The 25,050-nt window shown below is 60.3% G+C and carries 25 protein-coding genes and 3 pseudogenes; 19 read left to right on the forward strand and 9 right to left on the reverse strand.

Annotated features, from left to right (window positions below):
- Positions 1 to 366 precede the first annotated feature (366 nt).
- From DC522_RS25800 to DC522_RS25810, 3 genes are read right to left on the reverse strand one after another with little or no spacing between them, the layout of a single operon-like run.
- The gene (locus tag DC522_RS25800; RefSeq protein WP_116531449.1) at positions 367 to 1,389 is read right to left on the reverse strand and encodes an ABC transporter substrate-binding protein; all 1,023 of its coding nucleotides are present in this window, start codon (positions 1,387 to 1,389) and stop codon (positions 367 to 369) included.
- A gap of 45 nt (positions 1,390 to 1,434) precedes the next feature.
- Positions 1,435 to 2,226 (reverse strand): ABC transporter permease, encoded by a 792-nt coding sequence (locus DC522_RS25805; RefSeq protein ID WP_116531450.1) that lies wholly within the window; start codon positions 2,224 to 2,226, stop codon positions 1,435 to 1,437.
- Positions 2,223 to 3,041: an ABC transporter ATP-binding protein gene (locus tag DC522_RS25810; protein WP_205769767.1), complete on the reverse strand. Its 819-nt coding sequence runs from the start codon at positions 3,039 to 3,041 to the stop codon at positions 2,223 to 2,225. Before DC522_RS25810 ends, DC522_RS25805 begins: the two co-directional genes overlap by 4 nt.
- Positions 3,042 to 3,760: 719 nt before the next feature.
- Between DC522_RS25810 and DC522_RS25815 the strand changes: the two genes are divergently transcribed.
- A complete protein-coding gene (locus DC522_RS25815) occupies positions 3,761 to 3,961 on the forward strand; it encodes a hypothetical protein (RefSeq protein ID WP_116531452.1) in 201 nt (66 codons plus the stop codon).
- Between the two features lie 298 nt (positions 3,962 to 4,259).
- On the opposite strand, the gene DC522_RS25820 is transcribed toward DC522_RS25815, so the two are convergent.
- The 3 genes from DC522_RS25820 to DC522_RS25830 form a co-directional block, all read right to left on the reverse strand.
- The gene (locus tag DC522_RS25820; protein ID WP_116531453.1) at positions 4,260 to 4,472 is read right to left on the reverse strand and encodes a hypothetical protein; all 213 of its coding nucleotides are present in this window, start codon (positions 4,470 to 4,472) and stop codon (positions 4,260 to 4,262) included.
- A gap of 176 nt (positions 4,473 to 4,648) precedes the next feature.
- The gene (locus DC522_RS25825) at positions 4,649 to 4,966 is read right to left on the reverse strand and encodes a hypothetical protein (RefSeq protein WP_116531454.1); all 318 of its coding nucleotides are present in this window, start codon (positions 4,964 to 4,966) and stop codon (positions 4,649 to 4,651) included.
- Between the two features lie 420 nt (positions 4,967 to 5,386).
- The gene (locus tag DC522_RS25830) at positions 5,387 to 5,785 is read right to left on the reverse strand and encodes a hypothetical protein (protein WP_133239372.1); all 399 of its coding nucleotides are present in this window, start codon (positions 5,783 to 5,785) and stop codon (positions 5,387 to 5,389) included.
- A 287-nt stretch (positions 5,786 to 6,072) separates the two neighbouring features.
- Here DC522_RS25830 and DC522_RS25835 point away from each other — a divergent pair, with 287 nt between their 5' ends.
- The 7 genes and pseudogenes from DC522_RS25835 (at position 6,073) to DC522_RS25865 (ending at position 11,551) form a co-directional block, all read left to right on the forward strand.
- Positions 6,073 to 6,258, forward strand: coding sequence for a type II toxin-antitoxin system ParD family antitoxin (locus DC522_RS25835; RefSeq protein WP_116531456.1), 186 nt, complete (start codon positions 6,073 to 6,075; stop codon positions 6,256 to 6,258).
- 112 nt (positions 6,259 to 6,370) lie between these two features.
- A complete protein-coding gene (locus DC522_RS25840; protein ID WP_245444524.1) occupies positions 6,371 to 7,411 on the forward strand; it encodes a PAS domain S-box protein in 1,041 nt (346 codons plus the stop codon).
- On the forward strand, positions 7,384 to 8,229 hold the full coding sequence (locus tag DC522_RS25845) for a sensor histidine kinase (RefSeq protein ID WP_165820313.1): 846 nt from the start codon (positions 7,384 to 7,386) through the stop codon (positions 8,227 to 8,229). The genes DC522_RS25840 and DC522_RS25845 overlap by 28 nt, the downstream gene beginning before the upstream one ends.
- 741 nt (positions 8,230 to 8,970) lie before the next feature.
- Positions 8,971 to 9,198, forward strand: coding sequence for a RidA family protein (locus tag DC522_RS36260; RefSeq protein ID WP_245444526.1), 228 nt, complete (start codon positions 8,971 to 8,973; stop codon positions 9,196 to 9,198).
- Between the two features lie 90 nt (positions 9,199 to 9,288).
- Complete coding sequence (locus tag DC522_RS25855) at positions 9,289 to 10,143, forward strand: GNAT family N-acetyltransferase (RefSeq protein WP_116531458.1); 855 nt, start codon at positions 9,289 to 9,291, stop codon at positions 10,141 to 10,143.
- A 507-nt stretch (positions 10,144 to 10,650) separates the two neighbouring features.
- Positions 10,651 to 10,781 (forward strand): annotated as a pseudogene (locus DC522_RS37445) (IS6 family transposase); the annotation flags it as partial.
- A 72-nt stretch (positions 10,782 to 10,853) separates the two neighbouring features.
- Positions 10,854 to 11,551: pseudogene (locus tag DC522_RS25865) on the forward strand (IS6 family transposase).
- A gap of 436 nt (positions 11,552 to 11,987) precedes the next feature.
- On the opposite strand, the gene DC522_RS25870 reads toward DC522_RS25865, so the two are convergent.
- Together DC522_RS25870 and DC522_RS25875 are read right to left on the reverse strand one after the other, a co-directional pair.
- Entirely contained in the window at positions 11,988 to 13,106 is a 1,119-nt protein-coding gene (locus DC522_RS25870) for a mannitol dehydrogenase family protein (RefSeq protein ID WP_116531459.1), read from the reverse strand.
- Between the two features lie 52 nt (positions 13,107 to 13,158).
- Complete coding sequence (locus tag DC522_RS25875; protein ID WP_116531460.1) at positions 13,159 to 14,241, reverse strand: ABC transporter ATP-binding protein; 1,083 nt, start codon at positions 14,239 to 14,241, stop codon at positions 13,159 to 13,161.
- A gap of 89 nt (positions 14,242 to 14,330) precedes the next feature.
- On the opposite strand from DC522_RS25875, the gene DC522_RS25880 reads away from it, so the two are divergent.
- The 8 genes and pseudogenes from DC522_RS25880 to DC522_RS25915 form a co-directional block, all read left to right on the forward strand.
- Complete coding sequence (locus tag DC522_RS25880; protein WP_245444527.1) at positions 14,331 to 15,023, forward strand: GntR family transcriptional regulator; 693 nt, start codon at positions 14,331 to 14,333, stop codon at positions 15,021 to 15,023.
- Positions 15,020 to 16,012, forward strand: coding sequence for an alpha/beta hydrolase (locus tag DC522_RS25885; RefSeq protein WP_245444529.1), 993 nt, complete (start codon positions 15,020 to 15,022; stop codon positions 16,010 to 16,012). Before DC522_RS25880 ends, DC522_RS25885 begins: the two co-directional genes overlap by 4 nt.
- Positions 16,013 to 16,040: 28 nt before the next feature.
- Complete coding sequence (locus DC522_RS25890) at positions 16,041 to 17,249, forward strand: sugar ABC transporter substrate-binding protein (protein ID WP_245444531.1); 1,209 nt, start codon at positions 16,041 to 16,043, stop codon at positions 17,247 to 17,249.
- A gap of 63 nt (positions 17,250 to 17,312) precedes the next feature.
- Positions 17,313 to 18,233 carry a carbohydrate ABC transporter permease gene (locus DC522_RS25895; RefSeq protein WP_116531464.1) on the forward strand — a complete coding sequence of 307 codons (921 nt, stop codon included), beginning with the start codon at positions 17,313 to 17,315 and terminating at the stop codon, positions 18,231 to 18,233.
- A complete protein-coding gene (locus tag DC522_RS25900) occupies positions 18,230 to 19,066 on the forward strand; it encodes a carbohydrate ABC transporter permease (RefSeq protein WP_165820314.1) in 837 nt (278 codons plus the stop codon). Before DC522_RS25895 ends, DC522_RS25900 begins: the two co-directional genes overlap by 4 nt.
- 32 nt (positions 19,067 to 19,098) lie before the next feature.
- Entirely contained in the window at positions 19,099 to 19,980 is an 882-nt protein-coding gene (locus tag DC522_RS25905) for a sugar phosphate isomerase/epimerase (RefSeq protein ID WP_116531465.1), read from the forward strand.
- Complete coding sequence (locus DC522_RS25910) at positions 19,977 to 20,972, forward strand: Gfo/Idh/MocA family protein (RefSeq protein ID WP_116531466.1); 996 nt, start codon at positions 19,977 to 19,979, stop codon at positions 20,970 to 20,972. The genes DC522_RS25905 and DC522_RS25910 overlap by 4 nt, the downstream gene beginning before the upstream one ends.
- A gap of 87 nt (positions 20,973 to 21,059) precedes the next feature.
- Positions 21,060 to 21,467: pseudogene (locus DC522_RS25915) on the forward strand (SDR family oxidoreductase); the annotation flags it as partial.
- Positions 21,468 to 21,567: 100 nt separating this feature from the next.
- On the opposite strand, the gene DC522_RS25920 reads toward DC522_RS25915, so the two are convergent.
- Positions 21,568 to 21,936, reverse strand: coding sequence for a phasin family protein (locus DC522_RS25920; RefSeq protein WP_116531467.1), 369 nt, complete (start codon positions 21,934 to 21,936; stop codon positions 21,568 to 21,570).
- 370 nt (positions 21,937 to 22,306) lie between these two features.
- Here DC522_RS25920 and DC522_RS25925 point away from each other — a divergent pair, with 370 nt between their 5' ends.
- The 3 genes from DC522_RS25925 (at position 22,307) to DC522_RS36975 (ending at position 24,977) form a co-directional block, all read left to right on the forward strand.
- Positions 22,307 to 23,287 (forward strand): phasin family protein, encoded by a 981-nt coding sequence (locus DC522_RS25925; RefSeq protein WP_116531468.1) that lies wholly within the window; start codon positions 22,307 to 22,309, stop codon positions 23,285 to 23,287.
- Positions 23,288 to 23,481: 194 nt separating this feature from the next.
- Positions 23,482 to 24,540: a DMT family transporter gene (locus DC522_RS25930; protein WP_245444535.1), complete on the forward strand. Its 1,059-nt coding sequence runs from the start codon at positions 23,482 to 23,484 to the stop codon at positions 24,538 to 24,540.
- A 305-nt stretch (positions 24,541 to 24,845) separates the two neighbouring features.
- Positions 24,846 to 24,977 (forward strand): hypothetical protein, encoded by a 132-nt coding sequence (locus DC522_RS36975; RefSeq protein WP_256369914.1) that lies wholly within the window; start codon positions 24,846 to 24,848, stop codon positions 24,975 to 24,977.
- Positions 24,978 to 25,050 lie beyond the last annotated feature (73 nt).

Consider the following 25,050-nt stretch of genomic DNA (forward strand, 5'->3'; position numbering starts at 1 on the left):
CCTCGATGAAGCGCGTCATCTTGGCCTCCCACGTCGGAGAGCAAGTCTACCAAATCAGCCTGTTTCCACACAGCCTCGAGTGGTAAGCGGACCTTCCTGAAGGGCAGAGAATTTCGCATTCGATCCGAGGCGACCTTCCGGAGCATGCTCCTGGGCCGGATTTGATGGTTCAGCCGACCAGAACGGGCGGAGTTGTGGTAGGTTGGGCCGCCGTATCGGGCATGGCGATCAAAATCGCCTTGTGAGCACCTGAGGAACTCGAAGGTGCAATGAATTGGCCACAGAGTTGCGGCTTGCCCGCATTGTAACAATGCCGGCAAGCCTCTGCACTTCAATATGGCCAGGTGGACCTTCCCAGCCTCGAGGCTAGCTAGCCGCCTTCTTCACGAAGCGATCGTCAAAGGTTGCGGAGAGATCAATTTTGGCATCTTTCAGCTCGGGGTCGAGCTGCTTCAGCATATCCATAACGCTCTTCATGCCATCGGGCGATACGATGCCATCACGAGAATAGCTCTCAAGAGAATTCTGTACGGCTTTGAGGTAAAGCGGGCGATCACCGAGATGATATTCTGGCGGCACTGTTTCGGCGACATCCTCCGGCTTTGCCGTCTGGAGCCATTTGAGCGACTTCATGAAGGCGTTCACGAGGCGCTGGGTCGTCACCGGGTTGGCGTCGATAAAGTCCTTTTTCGTATAGAGCGTCGCCGCCGGGTTCGACCCGCCGAAGAGCGCCCGCGTTCCAGCCTCTGTGCGCGTATCGATCAGGATCGAGATGTCCCCTTCCGATTCGAGCTTGGAAATTACCGGGTCGAGGTGTGAGATCACATCGATCTCGCCCTTCTGCATGGCGGCTACAGCGCTCGCACCGGACCCGACACCGATGAAGGCCGCATCGTTAGGCTTCAATCCCGCCTTCACCATGGCGTACTGAGCCGTGAGTGCGGTGGAGGAGCCCGGTGCCGTCACGCCGATCTTGAGGCCCTTGAAATCGGCCGCGGATTTGATCTGCCCGGCCTTGTCCTTCTTCGCCGCGATCACGATGGCTGGAAAGCGCCCAAGTTCGGTGATGGCGCGAACATCCTGACCTTTGGCCTGCATGCGAATGGTATGTTCATAGGCCCCGGTGACGATGTCGACGGAGCCGCCGATGAGGGCTTGGAGCGACTTGGCGCCGCCACCAAAATCGTTGATCTCCACCTCGAGGCCTTCGTCCTTGAAGAACCCTTTCCGCTCCGCGATCGTCAGTGGGAGGTAATAGAGCAGCGGCTTGCCGCCCACGCCTAGAGTGACCTTGCTCTTCTCAGGCTTCGCCTGTGCAAAAGCGTTGCGGTTCAGTCCGGCAGCCAGAGCAACCGCGCCCGTTCCGATGAGAAATGTACGGCGTTCCATCCAAGTTCTCCCTGCTTGAATGCAGATTGTGGATGGAAGGATTGCCTAACCTTGCCCGTTTGTCGATGGGGCAGGGCGCCAGACCAGGAGGCGCCTCTCGATAAGGGTTACCACGAGATCGATGAGAATAACGAAGATTGATAGGATCACCATGCCCGCGAAGACGCCAGTGACGTCAAACACGCTCTCCGCCTCATGGATTTTGTAGCCGAGCCCTGCGGACGAGCCGAGATACTCACCCACCACTGCACCGACAAGGGCGAACCCTACGGAGGTGTGCAGGGACGAGAACATCCACGTCAGCGCCGCCGGCCAGTAGACGTGCCGCAGAAGCTGACGCTCGTTCATGCCGAGCATCCTGGCATTGGCCAGCACGACCGGGCTCACCTCGCGCACGCCCTGATACACGTTGAAGAAGACGATGAAGAAGACCAGGGTGAAGCCGAGGGCCACCTTCGACCATATCCCTAGGCCGAACCAGAGGGCGAAGATCGGCGCGAGCACCACGCGTGGCAGGGCGTTCGCCGCCTTGATATAGGGGTCGAACACGGCGGCGAGCAGCTCGCGGCGGGCGAACAGGAAGCCGAACAGGATCCCGCCGCCGGCCCCGAAGGCGAAGGCAAGGATGGTCTCCAAGAGCGTGATCCAGAGATGCCGCCATATCTCGCCGGAAGCAAATTCCTTCCAAACCCTCGCCAGCACGTCGAGAGGTGTCGAGAAGAAAAACTGCGTCTGCCGCGTTGGCGCAAGGATAGGGTAGTTGGTCAAGACGTGCCAGAGCAACAAGAAGCCGAGACCCACGGCAACTTGGAGCAGGATCAACTTCAAGCGGTTCATGGGGAGGCTCCCTCTCCCTGTGCATAGGCCTTCTGCACCTCGGTGCGAAGACTCGCCCAGATCTCCTTGTGAATGTGATGGAAGGCCGGCTCGAGCCGCACCTCGGCGATGTCGCGTGGGCGTGGCAGCGGCACGGGAAACTCTCCGATAATACGGGCGGCGGGACCGGCCGACATGACCACCACCCGGTCGGCAAGGGCAATCGCCTCTTCGAGATCGTGCGTGACGAAGAGAACGGCCTTGCGATTGGCAGCCCAGAGGTCCAGCAGCAAGTTGCCCATGATCTGTCGAGTCTGGGCATCAAGCGGGCCGAAAGGCTCGTCCATCAGGAGGATCTCGGGATCACGGATCAACATCTGTGCCAAGGCAACCCGTTTTCGCTGGCCGCCCGAAAGCATATGCGGGTAGCGGTCGACAAAGGTGGCGAGCCCGACACGTCGCAGCCATTCGCGGGCCTTCACCTCGGCCTCCTTGCGGGCAACACCCTGGGGTTCAAGGGCCACGGCCACGTTCTGAAGGGCCGTTTTCCAGGGCATCAGCGCGTCCTGCTGAAAGAGATAGCCGGCCCGGCTGTTGAGGCCATGCAGAGGCGTACCGAAGATCTCGACTTTGCCATGGGATGGCTTGAGCAGCCCCGCGGATGCATTGAGCAGGGTGGATTTACCGCAGCCGGTCGGCCCGACAATGGCAATAAATTCTCCTGGGGATGCTGTAAGGTCAATGTTCTGAACGGCTGTGTAGCCACCCACCTTTGGCCCGAAGGTGATGGCGACGCTGAGGAGCGAAACGGCTGAGGCGTTCGGCGATACGGGCATGAGAATTGAGCGTTTCCTACGCCTGTGAGCGGCGCTTGGAGTCATCCTAAAGGCTCGCACTTCTATAGCAAGGGCAGGCCGGCCTGCGGGACGTCGCCTGGGGATGTCACATTAACCTGTGGAGCCGGCAGAACTTCCTACCTTGTTGACGTCGATCAGCCGCAGGCTCAGAGGAAATCCGAAAAAGAGACAGACGGCATGGGCGATATTTGAGATGGGGAGCGGTGGCGCTTAAAACTGACGGAACCGGTCATATTCCGGCGCTCAAACTATGATCCACTGCCCAAACGTTACCGTGACATCCCCCACGAAGACTACGGCTCCCAAGATGCTCGACGTATCTAGCACGTATCTAGCGCCTCGTGCGGAACCGGAGTCCGCGTCAGCGACCCAAAGGGCCACGCCAGCGAAAAGTGGACCCGGTTTTCCGCACGATGCGCTGCTTGAGAAAGAGAGCAACGGATCGATCTCAAAAGTGCAAGTCCACTTTCGGGTCCGATGCTTTAGGTCCGCCTTATAGGGTGTCCGCACATAATCGGGTGTGACTGAGTTGGGCTCCGGTTGTGGCCCTGATTCAGCAAGCGCCAATAAGGTGCAGACAACGAGTTGCGCCCGCAATCAACAGGCAAAGAAGATTATGGTTAACAATTGCCTAACCGCCTCTTTCTTAGCCGAATCGCTGCGTCCAATCGGGAGACGCAGCGCGTTGGGAGGCGGCGATGGAGAGCGAGATCGGCATTGGCAAGCGGCATCCGAGTGTTCCCGACGCGGAACTCTTGCGTCGAATTGCGCATGACATGCGCTCCCTCTATGCCGAGGTGATCAAACAACCCTTGCCCCGCAACATCGAGATCGCTCTGTCGCGCATCGAACGCGAGCAGAGCCGTGCCGTGTGCCAGGAGCAGCGGCTTGAAGCCTGACACCTCCTTCAACAGCCCAGTCAGATGGCTGCCAGAAGAGCGATTGCAAGGAAAACAGACCCTACAAGGACCGCAGCACCGGTCCAAGCGACTCCTCGCGAGCGACTATGGAAGCCGACGGCCTGGGGAACTGCCATCCCTTGCCTCCTATGAGCGAGGAATACGGTGGCCTCATGGCAATTTAATCCAAGAGCCAAAGGGCGTATCAGGCAAAAAGGGAGTGCAACGAAAGAGCCGGACTGGGCATAAGCAATCTCGACCTCCTGTCTGTTTCCTGCTTGCAGTGGCAAGAGCCTGATCAGGTCGGGTGAGCTTCCGTGTCGTCGATCCCCGGCGACTGCTCGACCGGAATCTGCTGATCCGGCACCTTGGCTCTCTCGCTTGGATCGTGTTTGGCGCTCTCGTGGGCCGGATTGCCGGCCCCATCTTCTTTCACACCACTGCGTCGGCTGCTGTTGATGCTCAGGTTCTCCAAGCCGGTATCCTGGTTCAGCTGCTCGTGTCCTGCCATGGTTACCTCCAAGAGAAGTTAGACCCGTCAGGAGAACGGTGTTCCTCGTCTTCAGTTCGTCGCGAGAATCATGCCTCGGGCTAGAGCATCCTGCGGAACCGGAGGTCCGCGTCAGCGAAAAGTGGATCCGGTTTTCCGCACCATGCTCTAGGAGCGCGTGGCGCCGTTTATCCGCGTTAAAGCTTGGCTGCGATCTCCGGCCGGTTCTCGGCCAGCCATCGTTGGGCATCAGACGGGTCGACAATGCAGTCGAGCGCTGCCCAGGTGGGATCCTCCAGCGACTCGTCTCGAAGCCGAGTGGCGGCATATTCGACCAGCCGGTGCAGCCCTTCGTAGCCAGGGCGGGTCTCAAGGGCATCGGCAATCCAGACGCTGGACCAGCCCTGCGCCGCTAGGTGCAGGATGCTCTGGGACTCGGCCTGGCGAAACCACGGCGTTGCATCGAACTCAAGCACAAGGGCGTTGTCGGCCGTATGACACGAGGCTCGGATCATCACGCACCTCCCGGATCGGCTGCTTCAAAGACCATTGTACCACACCCGATCGTGAGGGCGGCACCGACATGGCTGTGAGGACGATCGGGTTCCCAATCGTTTGATCCGGTGCTTCCGTTTTCAAGCAGAGCATCGTTGAAAGCAGAAAACCGGGTCCACTTTTCGCTGACGCGGACCTCCGGTTCCGCACAATGCTCTAGTGTTCGATTAACCCGCTTCAGGATTTGCAACAGAACCATGCCGCTTAGGGTCAGCAACTGGCACTGAGTTGAAGTAACCTGAATGTCTGCTCAAGAAGGGAACACTGGACGTTCATGAAGGGCAGCGGATTTCCTGACTTGACCCGTTGCAGACCATCGGCATCTTCTCAAGGAAATGAATGTCCTTGGCTATACGTCGGCTCGCGCGGATCGGCGTTCGTCAGGCCGCCCGATAGAACAGCCGTCTCCAGCCCCGCTTCTGGGACTCTGGTTCGACTTCCGCCTCAACCTGCGTCTCAAGTGAGGGACTGAGTTCTTTGGCGGTTTCGTCGGGCTCTGTCTGGGGCACGTGATCTATTTCGGCTCTGGACGCCGCAATCACCGGCTCTGCCGCGGGTCGGACGGCGGGCTCCAAGACTTCGATCCGACCCTCGAAATCGTCTTCCTTCACGTAGGAGATGATGTAAGGCAGGCTCCGAGGGGTTGAGATCTCGTGTCCCAGGATGACTTCTCGGGTCGTTTGGAGCGAGAAGCCCAGACCGCGAAAAGTATTGATCTCGTTGCGGTCGATGATGCCTTCAACGAAACTGCGCGTAGTCTTGGGAGGATAAAAATACACTCGCACCTTATCGCCAACAGACAATTCCATCTACTTACCTTTTCTTCTTGTCGGGCAGAGGAGATTTCTAAGGCGAGCAGCCTACCCGCAAATCGTACTTTTGTTGGGCAAGACCAACCGCATGGCGGTGGCCTCTGAACCGGCGACTTTGAAGACTCCAAGGTCCTCCACGAGACGATGAATATGAACCGGCGCAGAGATAGGGGCGGCCAGGTTCATACTTGTTCCTCCTGCGGTCGGCCCTATAAGGGTACGAACTTTTACGACCTCCACAGGATCACTCTCCCGTGCCCGCCAAGTTCGTTCATAGCGTATCGCTCACGGCGGAACTGACCGCGCTCATCGACGAGAAGATCGCCACCGGCCATTACCGCAGTGCCAGCGAGGTGGTCCGGGCCCCTCTGCGCCTGCTACAGCATCGGACCCAAAAGTGGATTTGCACTTTTGGGACCAATCCGATGCTTTCTCCTTGAATGAGAGCACCGGTGAACCGGAAAACCGGATCCACTTTTCCGCACGATGCTCTAGCTGAACAGGATCGCCGAGTGGAGCCCAGCCATCACCGGCAGAACAAGAACGAACGCGATGGACAAGAAGTCACCTCCGCTTGACCCTGCCTTCCTCGGTGGCGGCGAAATGGGCGCGCTCATCGGCGCGTACGACTGGTCGAAGACCAGCTTGGGGCCGATCTCCGACTGGCCGCAGAGTCTCAAATCCGCCGTCAGTCTCATGCTGCCCGCGAAGGCGCAGATCGTGTTGTTCTGGGGGGCGGAATTTATCGCGATGTACAACGACGCCTATGCGCCAACCATCGGCGACAAGCATCCGAGGGCGCTCGGACGCCCAGCGTGGGAGAACTGGAGTGAACTCTGGGACGACCTTGAACCGTTGCTCCAGAGCGTCCTCCGCACAGGCGAGACGGTCTCCGCCAAGGATCGGCCCTTCTCCATTGAACGGTACGGCACTCCTGAAGACGTGTACTTCGACATCTCCTACTCTGTGGTGCGCGACGAGACAGACGCGGTGGCGGGCGTCCTGTGCATCGCCAGTGAGACGACGGAGCGTGTCCTGGCTCAACGGGTGCTGGCGAGAACCCAGGAGCGCCTATCCTATGCCCTCGGCGCGTCGGGGATGATCGGTACCTTCGATTGGCACATCCCGTCCGACACGTTCTACTCGGACGCGAGGTTCGCGATGATGTTCTCCGTCGATCCCGAGAAGGGCGAGCGGGGCACGCCGATTGCCGACTACTTCGCCGGTATCCATCCCGGCGACCGGGACCGGATCGGCAATGCGGTCAATCGAGTCATCGCAACAGGCGAGAAATACGTTCAAGAGTACCGCCTCCTGCGCCAGGACGGTTCGGTCCACTGGATCGAAGCGCGCGGCGAGTGCATCTACGACGAAGCCGGGAAGCCATTGCGATTTGCCGGTGCCGTGGTTGACATCACCGAACGCAAGCAGGCCGATGAGGTTGAGCGGTGGCTTGCTGCGATCATCGAGTCGTCGGATGATGCCATCATCAGCAAGAACCTCGACGGCATCATCACAAGCTGGAACAGGGAGCGGAACTGCTCTTTGGCTACCGGGCCGAGGAGGTGGTCGGACGGCCGATCACCGTCCTGATCCCCGAGGACCGGCAGGACGAGGAGCCGAGGATCCTTGAACGGCTCCGCCGAGGCGAGCGCGTTGATCATTTCGAGACCGTTCGCCAGCGCAAGGACGGCAGTCCGGTCGAGATATCGCTGACGATCTCGCCGGTCAAGGACGCTCAAGGCGAGATCGTCGGTGCCTCGAAGATCGCGCGTGACATCACCGATCGCAAGCGAGCCGAGCGCCTCCAACAGACTCTGGTGCATGAACTGAACCATCGGGTGAAGAATACGCTGGCGACGGTGCAGGCCATCGCTCGGCAGAGCTTCCGCAGCGGCCTGTTGGACAGCAGGGCGCGCGAGATTTTTGAAGCCCGCCTTCAAGCTCTGTCCAGAGCCCACGACCTGCTCACACGCGAGAATTGGGACGGGGCCGGAATAGCGGCTGTCGTCGCTCAGGTTCTTGCACCCTACCAGCGCCAACGCTTCGAGATCGGCGGGCCAGAGTTGCGATTGACGCCAAGGGTGGCGCTGGCACTGACCCTAGCGCTTCATGAGCTAGCAACCAATGCCGCCAAGTACGGCGCGCTCTCTGCTCCAATGGGGCGAGTGGCGATCACATGGACAGTCAGGCCCGGTGATCCGCCGCAGCTCGCCTTGCGCTGGCAGGAGCACGGCGGACCGCCAGTGTCACCGCCAGCCCAAAAGGGGTTCGGATCGCGCCTGATCGAACGCAGCCTGGCACTGGAACTCGCGGGTGAGGTCCACATCACGTACGAGCCCAGCGGGCTCGTGTGCGACGTGAGCGCGCCCGTACCCGCCGCGTGGGAAAACGGCGTCGAGGCAACCTGAATACGCCGTGAGCCACACAGCTGCGCATGAGCAGAACCGCTCACCAGTCTGCCCGATGATCCTGCGCTAGGACGAGAGGGGGGACTGCGCTCAGACTAGCGCCTCGTGCTTAAAAGTGGACCTGGTTTTCACTGACGTGGCCCTTCGGGTCGCTGACGCGAACCTTCGGTTCGCATCCAACGATGCTTGGCTTGAAAGAGGAAGCATCGGATCAATCCCAAAAGTGCAAATCCACTTTTCACGTCCGAGGCTCTAGCACCAATGTCAGCTCGTGGCGCGAAGCAGAAGTAAGTCGAACTTCAGAAATGCAGCAGTGAGCGGACGTTCAGCGAGGGCAGGGGATTTCCTGGTTCAACCCGAACGCGACATTCCTAGGTTCCTCGCCATTGTAGAATTATCCGTGGCAATTCGTACCTCTCATGCACCAATACTCATCCGCGCGAGAACAGCTAACCTCAAGCTCATCCTGTGCACGAGGGAGAGCTGGATGTCGAGGATTGGAGCAAGGCTCAAGGAACTCGGACCGGTCTTGCCTGAGCCCCTGAAGGGGCCCCCGAGATTGGTCTTGCCGTTCCCTTGGGTGAACGTGCGGGGCGACCGCGCCTTCGTATCAGGACACAGCCCTTGAGAGGCGGATGACAGCCCATCCGGCCCCTTCGGTTCTGTAGAAGATAGCATCTCCGTCGAGCAAGGGCGGGAGGTCGCCAGAAAGATGGGCCTGTCCATCCTCGGCAGCTTGCAGTGCGAATTGGGGATCTCGACCGGATCACAGGCTGGTGCCGCGTGTTCGGCACGATCAACTGCGTGCCAAGCCTTAATAAACCCTCTGCCGTTATCAACGGCTTCTCGGAACTGATCCTTGATGTCTTTGGCCCCGAGATAGGACGGCATGCCCGTTCGGCTGTTGTTGTGGGCCTCCCGCTCAACTTTCCTGTCGAAGTTGAAGCAGAGGTCATGATCGCGCTCTAGCTAGCCGCAAACCCGCCGGTGTGAAACACAGGCTGGAGCGAAGTCAGACGATTCTCGAAAAACCTGAATAGCCTTGGAGGAGGAAGGGAAATGGACGACACTACGGTTCGCCTCGCGCAACCTGGCGATGAGGGCCTGATAGAAGCATTCCTGACCCAGCATGCTGACAGCTCTCTGTTCCTGCGCTCGTTTCTGGTGCTGGGCGGCCTTGTCGACGAGGGCAAGCCGCTTCAGGGCACCTATGCGATCGCCCTGAAGGATGGGCAGGTTGTTGGCGTTGCCATGCACTCCTGGAACGGGAACATGTACCTGCAAGCACCAGAGGGCGCCGTTGCTCTTGTGAGAATGGCTGCTGAAGCAACCGGACGGCCTCTCGTTGCCCTGGGTGGGCCTTGGCCGCAGGTGGAGGCGGCGCATGTTGGGCTGGGCGCCCCTGCTGTGCGACGGCGATCGCCCGAGGACCTGTTTGCTCTGAGCATTTCGGGTCTTATCGTTCCTAAGCCTCTCGGGTCATGCGCTGTCTCGTGTCGCCGCGCGGAGGAGCGCGATCTTGATCTGCTGCGGGACTGGCGCTTCGGCTACGAGGTCGAGTGTACCGGCTTACCTGAGGAGGACTCGACGCGAGCGTTCGCGGCCCGGACGATTGAGGGACACGTTGAGCGTGGAGAAGCCTTCCTGTTGGAGGTGGATGGCACCCCTGTCTCTCTGTGCACGCACAATGCGCGGGTCCGCGACAATGTGCAGATTGGAGGCGTCTGGACTCCGCCCGCGCTGCGCGGGCGTGGCTATGCCCGCTGGGTTGTGGCCGGAGCGCTCCGAGTGGCCGAACAGGAGGGCATGACGCGAGCGGTGCTTTTCACCGAGAATCCTGCGGCCCGACGCTCCTACGAGGCTCTCGGGTTTCAGCGGGTCGGGGACTTTGGTGTGATTATCCTTGCGACCTAATCCGTGGCACGAGCAAACCTCTCGCTTGGCCATTATCCCTGGCCTAGGAACACCCTTCAGTGAGAGGCAATCCGTAGAAGCTCGAACGATCGAAGGAAGAAACGAGAAGCGTCGCCTTCTGGCACGCCTCCGAAATTGCGCTCCTGTCAGCTTGCGAGCGGTAAGCGGACGTTCAAGAAGGCAGGGACCTTCCAAGTCTGACCCAGACCAGACATTCACAACTCGGCACCGGTCCGACCGGCACCGGTCCGACAATCCTGTGCCGAGGTTCTGGAGCTTTCTGTCCTGTAGCAGGCGGCTATCTGGAGCTAAATTCGCAGCGAACCCAAACGTGCGAGAAGCAGGCAGTTGGGAGAGATCAATCATACTGCCACAGAGGCGTCTTAAGATCTTTTGCCGATCAGGTCTGTCTGCGACAATACGTTGAGATAAAAAGCGATGCCTCGCAAAGATTGGTGCTGTCACGGTACCTCTTGGTCACGGCCTCCAGAGATTAAGACCGGCGGCATGATCAACCCCATCAGCTACAAGCGCCATCGTTTCCCGCCCCAGATCGTCGCCCATGCCTTTGGCTGTACGTCCGGTTTCTCCTGAGCCTTCGGCTTGTCGAGGAGATGCTGCTGGAGCGCGGCATCATCGTCGGTTCTGTCGCAACTCTTTCTGTCCTATCGCGGGCCTATGGATTGCAAGGCGAGGGAGAGTGAAGCGAGATGTTCAAAGGCCGCCATTTCGACCGCTCGGGGATCCTGCTCTGCGTGCGATGGTATCTCGCCTATAATCTCAGCCTGCGGAATCTTGGGCAGATGATGGATGAGCGCGGCATCTCCGTTGGCCACGCCATGACCCACCGTTGGACCGTCCACTATACGCCGGTCCTGCTGGAGCAATTCAATCGGCGCAAGAGGAACGTTACTGGCAAGTGGCACATGGACGAGACTTGCATCAAGGTGCGGGGCCGCTGAATGTATCTTTACCGCGCCATCGACAACAACTGTAACACGGTCGAGTTCTGGTTTAGCGAACGGCGCAATCCGACTGCGGCCAAACGGTTCCTGGCCAAAGCTCTCAAGCGCCATGGCTGGCCCGAGCGAATTGTGATCGACGGCAGCCCAACGAACCACGAGGCGATCCTATCCTGCAATAGCGTAGACCGGCTCCGGAACAGATCGCGGCGTGATCTGAAGCCCATTCGCATCCGGCAGAGCCGTTATCTCAACAGTTGAACTGAGCAGGATCACCGTGTCATCAAAAGGCGGGTCCGCCTCATGCTTCGGTTCAAGTCAGTGAACAGCGCCCGCGCGGTGCTGAGCGGGATTGAGATGGCTCACATGATGCGGAAACGACAGCCGAAGTATGCCGCAACGCATCAATATCGCTCGCTGGTCAGCTCAAGCTTCTCGCCATGTGAACGCTCAACGAGGCTCTTTCTCCCTCTTCAGCTCAAGTCTGAATTTGCGACAGATCCCTTCGTCTGGGTATTCTTCGGCTACACGATGTTTGGCACATCCACTTTTATGATGCTGTTCGTTGCAGTCGGCATCGGCTTCATTCTCGTCATCTCGATCATTCTCGAGCAGGACGCTGACGGCACTTTAGACTGGCAATTGCCAAGCGCCATGCTCCGCGAGAAGATCTACGGCTATGCCAGAAAGTTCTTCAGCTGCGCGCTCGGGGCCACGCCGACGCTCGCCTACCTGCTCGTGTTCACGATGCCGGCAGACGTCATGGCCGCAATCGGCATCCTGGGCGCTCTGGCGACGATTAATCTTTCCAGTGCCCGTACTCAGGCGCGTCAGGTCTGAAAACAATCCGCCATAAGGCGGGTTTGTTTCATGGGTGCTTGCCTAAACCCTCTGAGGATACGACTTCAAGCACTCCATCAGTTGCGGCGTCGGCAGGTTCAAATTGTTGTCGCTGGCAAGCTGAAGCAATCCGCCGATTCTTCTCTGCTTCTTCTCATCATGGTTGGACGCAATATCGGAGAGGCGGTGGTCAAGGAAAGGGTTCGCAAAGCGGTCGAGCACAGTGTCCTTATACGCGGTCGCCTCGTTGGCCATGCCGATAGCTGCGAAAACGGGCAACACCTCCTGCTCATAGACTGTCAACAGCCCGGACAATAGCTCAGGGTCTTGAAGAGCCTCGCGAACTGTTTCGCCCGCTGGGCGGCTCTGCTTGAGCCATCGATCGGCAAGAAACGTATGTCCCAGGTTAAGAATATAGAGCTTTAGCCACTCATAGGGCCGAAGGTCCGCAACGATCTTGATGTCAGGATGCTTGCACGGGAACTGCAGTCCCGGCTGATCCTGGATGGCCCATAAAGCGTATGGCTCTGCAACGGCGCCAATCGGGTCGAGCGCCTCTGATACAATGCGGTCCACAAGAGAGTTGACCCACATACACTCGCCTCGGAGCCATGTCACAAAGGCTGTTTCCAGTCCCCAATCCTGAGCAATTTGGATCACGATGTCTCGTAGGGCATCCCCGTTCCGGCTCGTCAGTTCACAGGGGAGGAATGTCACCCCTGTGCCGGCGCGCTCCCATCGCCGATGCAAGAGCTTCGCGATCTTGGCCGGGAAGCTGCGGGGGACCTCATGTCCAAGGCGATCATCGGGATCGAGGAGATATCCTCGGTCTCCGGTGTTCGAAACGACGTAGTGGACATCCTCGACGAACAGCCGCTCGATCTCCGCCCAGTCACTCTGTGCTTGGAGAGCACGCCCGATACTCTCCACATCCACGCGCCGTTCGATCGGCTGACCGCGGTCGAGCCCTCTGACCAGAACGGGATAGCTTTGGTGTGTATTCAGAGCTTTGACCCGGCGGCTGCTTTCAGGTGAGTTGGTCGTTTGCACGACCACGATCTTCCCAACGGCGTCACCACGAGAGAGCGCCTCCCCGACAAAAAGATCAACGTGCGCCTGAAGGAAACGGCTCGTTCCGAACTGCATGATGGGAAGAGGCATTGACCGGGTTCCAGATGGTGCTGAAGCTGCTTCGGATGAAAGTTGCAGGACCTCAGTTCAGGCGTCCGCCATTTTCAGCAAAGACGTGGATGGCGTCGGCCTGACCCGCCACGGATAGAACGGTGCCCGGCATCACCTCACTCGACCGCGGCAGTTCTACGGTAAGGAGTCGGTCACCTCCGACGTCGAGATAGGCGTAGGTCTGACCACCTAGCCGCTCGACGACCACGGTCTCACCCGTGAGCCAGGCCTCGCTGGGATCGCAAACGCCCAAGTCTTCGGGGCGAATGCCCACGATAATGGGCGCTCCATCTCCGGAGGGCTGAAGTGACGGCGCCGGAACCTCGATGACACTGTCTGTCTGGAGCCGCACCCCGAGGACACCAGATCGTTTCTCAGCCCGCAAATTGAACGTGTTCATGGTCGGACTGCCGATGAAGCGCGCAACGAATAGCGTCTGCGGACGGTGATAGAGATCGAGCGGCCGGCCGACTTGTTCCACACGCCCTGCATTCATGACAACGATCCGGTCAGCAAGCGTCATCGCCTCGACTTGGTCGTGGGTCACGTAGACGGTCGTGGCACGCATGCGGCGATGCAGCTTCGCCATCTCAAGGCGCATCTCCACCCGAAGCGCCGCATCCAGGTTGGACAAAGGCTCGTCGAAGAGGAACGCCTCAGGCTCGCGGACGATTGCCCGCCCCATGGCGACGCGCTGGCGCTGTCCACCAGAGAGCTGTCCCGGCAGTCGCTTGAGATAGGGCGTGATCTTGAGGGTTTCCGCAGCCTTGGCGACGCGCTCGTTGATCTGCGCGGCAGGCGCATTCCGCATCTTGAGCCCGAAGGCCATGTTATCGCTCACGCTCATGTGCGGGTAGAGCGCATAGTCCTGAAACACCATGGCAATATTGCGCTCGGCCGGGGGAAGGTCGTTCACGGTGGTGTCGCCAATGCGCAGCGTGCCCGAGCTGATTTCCTCAAGACCGGCAATCATCCGCAGGAGGGTTGATTTGCCGCAGCCGGACGGGCCCACCAGCACCAGGAACTCGCCGTCGCCGATGGTGAGATCAATGCCGGGGATCACCTCGACGCTCCCGTAGCTTTTCCTGAGTCTCTCGAGCCTGATCTGGGCCATTCTCGTTTCCTCCGTTAGACCTTGGGATCCCTGTTGATTACCATTATTGATAATGATATTCATAATAGAAAGCAACAGCAGCAAGATCGATGATGTCCGGCCTTAATCTCCAGCGGATCTACCAGCCTTCTGCACCTCGCCCGGCGAAATCGGGTGAGGTCTATGAGGCCGTGAAGCGGGAGATCATGTTGGGCAGGCTCCCGGCGGGCGAGCCCCTGGTCGAGCTCGAACTCGCAGGCGCCTTCGGGTGCAGCCAGGGGCCGGTCCGAGAGGCGCTCCTCCAGCTGCAGGAGGAGGGGCTCGTCATCCGGCAGGGCCATCGTGGCACCCGGGTCGCCGATTGTACGGCGGACGAGGCCGTCGAGATGTTCCGGCTTCGCCAGTCCATTGAATGCCGCGGGGTCGTCCGGGCCCTACAGCGGCCGAGCCGGACGCTCGTTGCCGATCTCAAGAGGCTCATCGACGCGATGGAAGAGGCTGCTCTCGCAGATGACGAGTACAAGCTCGCCGAGCACGACCGGGACTTCCATCGTCGTCTGCTGCGCGACGCCAACCTTCCGGCCCTCGAGCCAATCCTGCACCGGTGCCTCGTCCACAATCATCGCTTCAAGATTTCCCAGTTCAAGGAAGGGCGCGATCTGCTGGCCACCGCCAGGCGCCACCTCTCGATTGTTGAGGCAGTCGAGCGCTCGGATGCGGCTACCGCCGCGCAGGCGCTGGCGCATCACATCGCCACCATCGTGGATCTCGGCCCTCAGGTTTTCACGGACGGAGAACAATGATGCGCGAGCGCCCTGAAGACCTTTCCACCGATCTGCTGCCCAGCATGGCCGAACTCATGCAACGCGTGGCTGAGGAGGACGGACCCCAGATCGATCCGACCCTGTTACCAGCGGCAGAGGGGCGCGCAGCGGCGGCAAAAGGCAATCAGCGCTGGAATGTCGATCTTCCGGTCATGGCGGAAATTCGTGAACACCGCATTCCTGCCAATCTCGATCTGGGATCGGCGGAGTGCCGCACGCGCGTGCTCGTTCCAGAAGAGCGCAGTGCGGGCATCCTTCTTTTCGTGCACGGCGGCGGATTCGCTTTCTGCAGCCCGGAAACCCATGAACGATGCGCCCGTCTTCTGGCCATTGAAACGGGCATGGCGGTCGTCGTGCCAGATTACCGGCTCGCGCCCGAGCATCCCTATCCTGCAGGCCTTATGGATGTGGTGGCATCCCTGCGTGCACTGCAGTCTGAGCCGTCCTCCTTCGGGCTCGGGTCCGGGCCGCTCCTGGTGTCAGGCGATTCCGCCGGTGCCAATCTGGCGCTCGCTGCGATGATCCACGAGCATCGGCTGGGACGTGCGCTTCCTCAGGGAGCCCTTCTTTTCTACGGCGTCTACTCCGCCGATCACACTTCGCCGTCCCATGTGCGCTTTGCCGATGGACCAGGCCTGACCACCGCGAAGATGAGGCGGTATTGGGAGTGGTATGTTCCCAGCGACGAGGCTCGGCACGATCCGCTTATTTGCCCCTTGGAGGCGTCGGACTCTGAGCTTCGGGCGCTGCCACCGCTATGGCTTCAGGCGGCCGGGATTGATCCACTTCTCTCCGACACCTTGGCCCTCGGGCGACGCTTGCGCGATCTGGGGCGGGACGATCCTGTGAGTGTCGTTCCGGGCGTCGTGCACGGATTTCTGCAGATGACGGTGTCGCTTCAGGCGGCGCGAGAAGCCCTGGTCGCGGCAGGGGCAGCCGCGCGAAAGTTGGCGAAGACCAACGGATAAATCACAGACGACTGAAACGGAGGAAACCATGAAGAAGCTAATGAAGAAGTTTCTAGCTGCCTGCGGTCTTGCAGCTGGCTTGGCACTCGCAGGCAGCGCGCAGGCCGAAACGGTGCGTTTCTGGTATCACTTCGACAATCCGGACAATCCGATGTCGAAGCTCGTCGAGAAGTTCCAGGCACAGAATCCCGGCATCAAGATCGAGGCCGAGAATGTTCCCTGGAACAGCTACTACGACAATCTCTATACGGCCGTTGTCGGCGGAAACGCGCCTGATGCCGCGATGGTGAAGCTCTTTGCTCAGCCGCGGCTCGTGGAAATGGGGGCGCTGGAGCCGATCGGCGACCGGATCGAGAAATGGGCCGGTAAGGCGGATCTTCTCAATAACCTGCTCAACCTCAACAAGGGACCGGACGGCGAGCAGTATTATCTGCCGATCCAGTACGTGGTCCTCTACCTCTATTACCGTCCCGACCTGTTCAAGTCCGCCGGACTCGAGCCTCCGAAGACCTGCGAGGAGTTCCTGCACGCGGCAAAGACCCTCACCAAGGCGCCCGATCAATACGGCTTTGGATTCCGCGGTGGCAAGGGTGGCTGGGACCAGTGGGGCACGTTCGTCTTCTCGAAGGGCGCAAAGTTCGAGAAGGGTGGCCTCACGACGCCTGAAGCGATCGCGGCCAATCAGTGGCTCATCGACCTCCATCGAGTACATAAGGTCTTCCCGCCGTCCGCCCCGAACGACGGATTCCAAGAAATCCTTGGCGCTTTCAAGAGCGGCAAGACGGCTATGACCATTCACCATATCGGGTCGTCGGCCGACGTGGTGAAAGCACTTGGCGACAAGGTGTCGGCAGCTCCTGTTCCCCGCTGCGGCAATAAAGCCTGGACGTCCTACGGTGACGAATCCCTGGCGATCTTTTCGTCCTCCAATGTGAAAGACGCTGCATGGAAGTGGATTTCGTTTCTTGCCGAGGGCGAGAACAACGTTCTCTTCAATCAGGCGACGGGCCAGCTAACCGTCACAAAGAGCGGGTCGAAAAACTGGAAGCTGCACGAGCAGCGCTTTGTCGATGCGACTGTCGCTTCTCTGCCCTTCGCCTCGGTCCTGCCCCAGACGCCGGCCACGGCTGATTTCGTGAACACCGTGTTGCCGACCACCATGCAGCGGGCGCTGACCGGTCAGATCAGCTCCGAGCAGATGATGAAGGAAATCGAGGCTCTCCTCGCTTCCCAGTAAAGTTATCGCTCAGGCTGCGCCCATCAGGGCGCAGCCTGCTCTGTTGTGACAAGAGATTTGACCATGTCCTTATCCGCAGCCTTGCCGGATCAGGCGGCGCCGACGCGCACGTGGCGCAACCGCCTGCTGCCCTACGGTCTGCTGACGCCGGCCGTCGTCGTGACCGTCGTGATCGTCTTCCTGCCGATGATCGAGGCCGTCGTCACGAGCCTGTACGCATTTGTGCTCTTCAGGCCCAATGCGGCCCGCTTCGTGGGCTTGGACAACTACATCAAACTTGTCCTGGATCCCGTTTTCTGGATTACCCTCAAACATACGGCCATCTGGATCGGCCTCACGGTCCCGCTGCAGATGGGGCTCGGACTGATCGCGGCGCTGATCCTCAATCGGGAATTTCCCTGGCGGGGCCTCGCCCGGGCTTTGGTGATCATCCCATGGGCTCTGCCCAGCGTCGTGATCGCGCTCATGTGGCGCTGGATCTATGACGCCAATACAGGCGTCCTGAACGAGATCCTGCTGCGCCTATCAATCATTCAGTCCGCCATTCCGTGGCTCGCCGACCCGGACAAGGCTCTTTATGCCGTCGTCGTGACCCTCACTTGGCAGGGCTTCCCGTTCTTCGCGGTCATGATCCTCGCAGGCCTCCAGGGTATCCCCAAGAGCCGCTACGAGGCCGCATCCATTGACGGCGCGAGCGCATGGAGGCAGTTCCGCCACGTGACATTGCCTGGTATCGCAGGCGTCTTGGCGACCGCTGGTCTCCTGCGCATCATCTGGGTTGCGAACTCAATCGACGTGATCTTCGTGATGACCGGCGGCGGGCCCGGCTACGCGACCCAGACGTTGCCGCTCTATGCCTTCATCAAGGCGCGGCAAAATCTCGACTTCGGCTATGGCACCACCATCGCGGTGATGTTCACACTGCTGCTGGGCGTCGTTGTAGCCATCTACATTGCGCGCACGTCGCGGGAGGTGGAGCGATGATCGGCAAGCCAACCTTAACGCGCCGCATCCTGACGACGGATCTTCCCGCGCTCGGCGTCGTTCTGCTGGCCGTCGGCCCCTTCATGTGGATGCTCATGACGTCCTTCACGCCGCAGGGCAGGCTCGCTGCCCTGGGCGTCGCCATCAGCCCGGCCAACTGGTCTTTCGAGAACTACGTGCGTCTTGTCTCCCGCACCTCGTTCCTCGGGAACATGGGCCACAGTCTCATCGTGGCGGCCGGGACAACCGCACTTGGCCTCTTTGTCTCGGTCACCGCGGCCTATGCCTTCTCCCGGTTCCGGTTCGCCGGTCGCCGGGTCCTGATGATGCAGTTCCTGCTGGTCAACATGTTCCCGGTGGTTCTGCTGATTCTACCGCTTTTCGTAATGATGCGTCGCTTCGGTCTCCTCGACACCCATGCGGCCCTCATCATCGCCAATGCGACAGTGGCTATTCCGTTCTCGGTCTGGATGCTGACGAGTTACATCAACGCGATCCCGAAGAGCCTCGACGAGGCGGCAATGACCGATGGCTGCAGCCGTATGCAGGCGCTCAAGCGGGTTATCCTGCCTCTTGCCATGCCGGGCATCATCTCGACCGGGATCTACATCTTCATTACCGCCTGGAATGAGTATCTCTACGCTCTCACACTGGGTGGGCGGAACGTCCGCACGGTCACTGTCGCGATCCAGACCCTGATTGGCGAATATCAGATCGAGTGGGGGCTCCTCTCCGCGGGCGGAGTAGTGGGCGCTCTGCCGGCCACCATCCTGTTCCTCATTGCCCAGCGCCGTCTGATCGGCGGGCTCACCCAAGGCGCCGTCAAAGGCTGATCCGAGACCACGAATTCAAAGCAAGGACGATCATGAATCCTATCGGTCTTATATCCATGCAATACGCCCGACCGTTTACGGCCGAGCATTTTCCGCTCTTTGGGCGAATGAAATCACTTAGTTTCGACTTCGTCGAGCTTCTCGTGCCCGAGCCAGGCGAGATCGATCTGAACGCCGCACGGCACGCCCTCGATGATGCCGATCTCGGCGTGGTTCTCGCCGCGCGGGTTAATTTGCAACGCAACTTGGCAAGTGACGATCGCACGGCTCACCAAGCAGGAATTGACTATCTGCGCTATGCCGCCGATTGCGCGGTGGCCTTGGGCGCCGGGATTGTCGGCGGCCCTCTGACTGGCAACCCACTGGTTTTCGCAGGCCGCCCACCCGCACCGGTCGACGAGGGCGAGAGGCTTGCCCGTAAGGAGCGCTGCGTGACCGGTCTCCAGAAGGCAGGTGATCATGCGGCCGCTGTCGGCATCAAGTTCGCTGTTGAGCCGCTCAATCGCTTTGAAAGCGATGTGCTGTGCACGACGCAGCAGGCGATCGAACTCCTCGATGCGGTCGACTGCCCGGCGGTGGGACTGATGCTCGACACGTTCCACATGCATATGGAAGAGGCCTCGATTCCGGAGGCTATCCGTCTTGCCGGCTCACGCACCATCCACTTCCAGGCAAATGAGAACCATCGCGGCTTCTTGGGCACCGGATCCACTGATTGGGTCGAGGTCTGTCGCGCGCTCCATGACGTCGGCTATCAAGGGCCGATATCGCTCGAGCCCTTCCGCCGCAACGACGACCGCTTCGGCGTGCCCTTTGCTCAATGGCGTCCGCCGCACGAGGATGAGAGCGAACGGCTCTCCAGCAGCGTATCGTTTCTAAAGTCCCACCTGAACCTGACGAGATATCGGCGATGACCCTCAAAGTTGGCTGGATCGGTTGCGGCACTCACGCAACCCAAATGCTGCTCCCTCAGCTCATGCGTCACGACGTCGAGGTCGCCGCTCTATGCGATGTCGACGGAACGCGGCTAGCCCAGGCAGGCCGACAGTTCGGCGTGAAGAGCCTCGTGTCGAATGCCTATGAGCTGATCAACAGCCCTGGCATCGATATGGTCGGCATGGCCGTCGGCCCAGACCAGCACCTCGCATTCGGCAAGGCTGCTCTCGAGCGCGGCCTTCCCGTCTTCATGGAAAAACCGCCATCACCGACGGCAGAGGGGGCACGCGAACTCTTGAGAGCCTCCGAACGCAGCAGCAAGCCGCTGGTGCTTGGATTTATGAAGCGTTATTCGATCGGCAACAGGATCGCACACAATATTATCGCGTCCGGCCGCTTCGGACGGGTTCTCGGTCTCACCGGCTATTACATGACGGCCCCGACCTACTTCGCTGGAAATGTCGATTATTCGGGCTTCTTCCTGCACCACTGCGTCCATTACATGGATCTAGTGTCGTTCTTCGTCTCGCCCGTGCGCGAAATGAATGCCCGCAAGGTCGAGGCGGCTCCTGGGCGGATCCTCTTCCACGTGGATTTCGGCTTCGAGTGTGGTGCCATTGGCACCATCGCCATGGGAACGATCCAGTCGCGCGGCACTCCGGTCGAGCGGATCGAACTGATGGGTGATCATCAGCGGCTAGAAGTTGATGACGTCATCGAGGTCCGGTGGAACCGAAATCCTCCGTTCAAAACCGATGATCTCGCGGCGACGTTGAATGACGATGTCGATACGCTGACATGGAAGCCCAATTTCACCGCAGCAGCCAATGAAGACCACAAGGGTTATCACGCATTGCTGACTGATACGGTGAAGCTATTTCGGGGCGAGGATTCCGCAGCACCGACGATCACGGACGGCATTATAGCTATGGAGCGTTTAGAGAAGCTCCGGCACCTATTAAATCTCTGAGCGCAAGTACACAGGATGGCTGCATTCTAACCACGGTCGCACCAACAGCAATCCATCAAACAAAAAGCGAGTTTGCGGCAGAACCATCTCGATTCCATGTTCACCTGCACGCGTCCCGTGATCGAGGGCATGCGCGAGCGCGGCTTCGGGCGCATCATCGTCATCTCGTCCGTCAACGGCCAGAAGGGCCAGATGGGCCAGGCGAACTATTCCGCCGCCAAAGCCGGCGTGATCGGCTTTGCCAAGGCGCTCGCGCAGGAGAATGCGAACAAGGGCATCACGGTGAACGTGATCGCCCCCGGCTACATCGCCACCGAGATGGTGAGGGCCGTGCCGGAAGAGGTGCTGAAGTCGAAGATCCTGCCGCTCATTCCGGTCGGCCGCCTCGGCGAGGCCGAGGAGATCGCGCGCGGCGTGCTGTTCCTTGCCAGCGACGAGGCCGGCTTCGTGACCGGCTCGACTCTCACCATCAACGGCGGCCAGTACATGGCCTAAGTAAGCAGTATCCCGAAGGGCGCATGGTCGAGAGCTCCGCCGGACAGCAAAACGCCCGGCAGCATGGCCGGGCGCTCTGGCTCGATAAGGAAGCCTGTCGTTACTTGGCGCGGGTCGGAGTCTTCGCCGGAGAGAAGGCGGCACCTGCGGCAGAGTAGAGGGCTCCGAACGGCGCAAAGCTGTCCTGAGCCAATTTGGCATAGAGATCACGGGTCTTCGTCGACTGGGCGATGAAGCCTTCATAGGCGCTCTTCACGTAGTCGGTTTGCACTTCAATCGCTTTGTCGAGCGACTTGACACCGACGAGCTTCTCGAAGGTGGCGGCACTCTGCTCATACGACTTCTTGGCGTAATCAGCCGTCTCGGCAATGATTGCCTTCGTGCCGGCAGAGGCGGCCTCAAAAGCCTTCACGGTTGCGTCAAAACTGTCTTCGCCGAGCTTCTGAACGGCATCGAACTGCTGGTGCATGGGAGGTCTCCAAAACGGGCGTGTGCCCTCTGAGAGGTTGAGCCGCTCAAACTTCGGCTGCTTTTTATTGTGCATTGCACAACTAATGTCAATCACGATTGTGCAATGCACAATCGTGGCGTTCGCCGTGATGCCGCAATTGTTAGGCTAACAACCCAGGTGGCTGGCGCGCCATGCTGCACTGCGATATGCTTAGTGGCGCCTTGTGGACGCAGCGGTGCTCTGCCGTATTCTCACGTCCACGAAGCTAGCCTGCAAGTTCCATGTATCTGTTCTGCGTTCTTTCACCATACGGAGAGATCTAGGTCCCGTCGCCGCAGGTCCTGTGCGGTAGACGATACCGGATCCTCCGCGATTTTTGCGAGGAATAATGACGACCAACCGTACCATTGGCCAAACCCCGCCCGATAAGGCAAACGAACTCTTCTCTCAGCTTCTCGACACTCCCAACACCGCCGTCGAAATGCGCGAGCAACTCTTCCAGCATCTGAGACAGGAGCTGGACCTTCTTGCCAACCTGCAGGAGCAGCATCTCTTTCCGGTGCTGGAGAACCACCCGGAGACTGCCGAACTCATTCGTGGCGCGCGCGATGACAACCGGCAGACCAGGGCCCTGCTGGACGAACTCGGGGGCACGCCGAAGGACAGCGATGCGTTCCTCGCGAAGGTCGAGGAGCTGAGGAGGGTGTTTCAGCAGCACATCCGCAACGACAAGAACGAGTTGCTGCCGGTGGTACTGAAGGTCCTGAACGAGGACGAGGTCGAGGCCGTGGTCGAGAAGGTCGAGGAGGAGATCGCCGAGGCTGAGGCCACGCGCGCCGCCAATGAACAGCCTCCGGCGCGGCGCCGGAAGGCCAAACGTGCCCAGCGCACAGACGGCACCCTGCTAGCCGCGGTTGAGGCTGCGCCCGAGGCCGTCCGAGACGTGGAGCAGGAGATCCAAGAGACGGCCCAGGCCAGCCTGCCTACAGCCTCCGAGCCTGTCGATGATTCACCTGAGATCTCTCGGCGTCAGGGCCAGGAGACGCTAAACTTGCTGGATCATGCGTCCCAGTACCTTCAGGCCGTCACCCGTTCCAACAGGATCCTGGCTCGTGGGACCGGCACGATCGCGCTGGAATGGTTCAGCCTCAGTCAGCAGCGCCTGCTGGAGAACCTGGATGGGATGAATGATCTTCTGGCCTGCCGGTCGATGCCGGACTTCGTGAGCCTCCAGAGTGCTCTCGTGCGCCAGAACGCTGAGCGCATGATCCGGAACAGCCAGCATCTCGCGCAACTTTCGACTCAGATTGCCCGAGAGGCGACCCAGACCATTATGGCTCAGCCCAGGCGGAACCGGTCCGCCGCCTGAATTCTCTGCATCAAAGCACTCCCGGCTCCGATGCCGGGAGTGCTACATCGCCTTTCGCCAGCGCTGGCGCCAGTTGCGTCTTGGTATAAGCACCAAGCAGGCACCGGGCGCTGCAGCCGCGGCGTGACTTCCATGCGTCCGGCGCGGGGGTGCCCCGCGAAAGGATAGGAGCCCAATTCACGCAAGATTCAGCAGTGTCGGACGATCGTGCTGGTTCAATAGAGCGCGTGAAGCCCCATGCTCTCGCCGAGATCGCCCAAGCACACATGAGCCCTCCTCCCTCCGTCTCCGCGACAGCGGATTGTCCATCCATCGCTGAACGGGGTCCCGCGATCCCGACCGCGAGGGGCGCCGCTCCTGCCCAGGACGCGACCTTCGCCGCCATCGGCCTGGCCGTCCTGGCGACCGTCTTCTTCGCCATGGGTGATGTCACCGCGAAGTTCCTGACGGGCACGCTCCCCGCGATCGAAGTCACTTGGCTGCGCTACGTCGTTTTCTGCCTGGTGGTCGTTCCGACCGTCTTCGCCGCACGCGGCGCGAAGGCGATGCACACGCCGCGCCTGCGCCTCCAGATTATCCGGGCGCTGGCCGTGGCCGGTTCAGCCGTCCTCTTCATCCTCGGGCTGGGACATCTCCAGGTGGCCGAGGCGACAGCGATCAACTTCATCTCGCCGATTTTCATCACCGCCCTCTCGATTCCCCTTCTCGGAGAGAAGGTGGGCATCCGGCGCTGGGCCGCGGCGGCGGCGGGCTTCCTTGGCGTGATGCTCGTCGTCCAGCCCGGCGGCTCGGCCTTCCAGATGGCCGCCCTGCTGCCGATCGGTGCGGCGCTCGCCTGGGCCGTGGCCGCCATCGCCACCCGCCTGATGAGCTCTGAAAAGCCCGAGGCGACCTTGGCGTGGTCAGCCGTGATTGGGCTGATCGTCCTGACGGCCTTCGTGCCGTTCAACTGGCGCACCCCCACCGCGGGCGAGATCGGCCTGGCCGTCCTGATGGGCGCCTGCTCGACCCTGGGCCACTGGCTCATCATCCTGGCCTACCGCAAGGCCGCAGCGTCCACCGTTGCCCCGTTCTCCTACGTCCAGCTCCTGTTCGCCGGGCTGCTCGGCTTCGCCGTCTTCGGCACCGTCCCGGGGGCCATGACCCTCGTCGGCGGGATCGTTATCGCGGGGAGCGGCCTCTACACGGCCCACCGTGAGCACATCAGGGCCAGGGAGGCGAGGCTTGCTGCCGCCGGGATCCGTCGCGCATAAAGTGCTGACAAGACCTCGTCGGAGAGCTTGCTCGACGATGGTGATGCCGTTCCTGTTCGTCCTGATCGGCAGCATGGTGTTCTTCAGTCACGATAGGAGGAAGCCAGAGGAGTTCGCTGATCCGCTCACTCTAGGCTTGTAGGGCAAGCAACCGACGGAACACGACGGTCAGAACTGTAGAGGGCTCTGTGTCTTTCCGGGTACAGACATTACGCTGCCGATCGACGATATGACGCCCGCATCAGCGCTGCTCATAGCGGCGAACTTCCATTGCCCCCACCAAGTCCGTCCTGAAGGTATTTGCCATGCGTCAGACCGATGTCGCAGCCCATGACTTCGATCTCATGCTCGGAGCCAAGCTCACCCAAGCGGCCATCCGCTTTGTCGCCTCCGTGGGGGCCTTGATTGTCATGAGCCTCCTGCTGGTATCTCTCTAGGCTGTAGTGACGATTTAAGGCAGGGGATTCCCAAGAGGACGCAAATCAGATTCAAGGCTGACTTTTTGGAGGT

It is taken from the genome of Microvirga sp. KLBC 81 (assembly GCF_003075415.1).
In the GTDB taxonomy this organism is placed as follows: Bacteria; Pseudomonadota; Alphaproteobacteria; order Rhizobiales; family Beijerinckiaceae; genus Microvirga.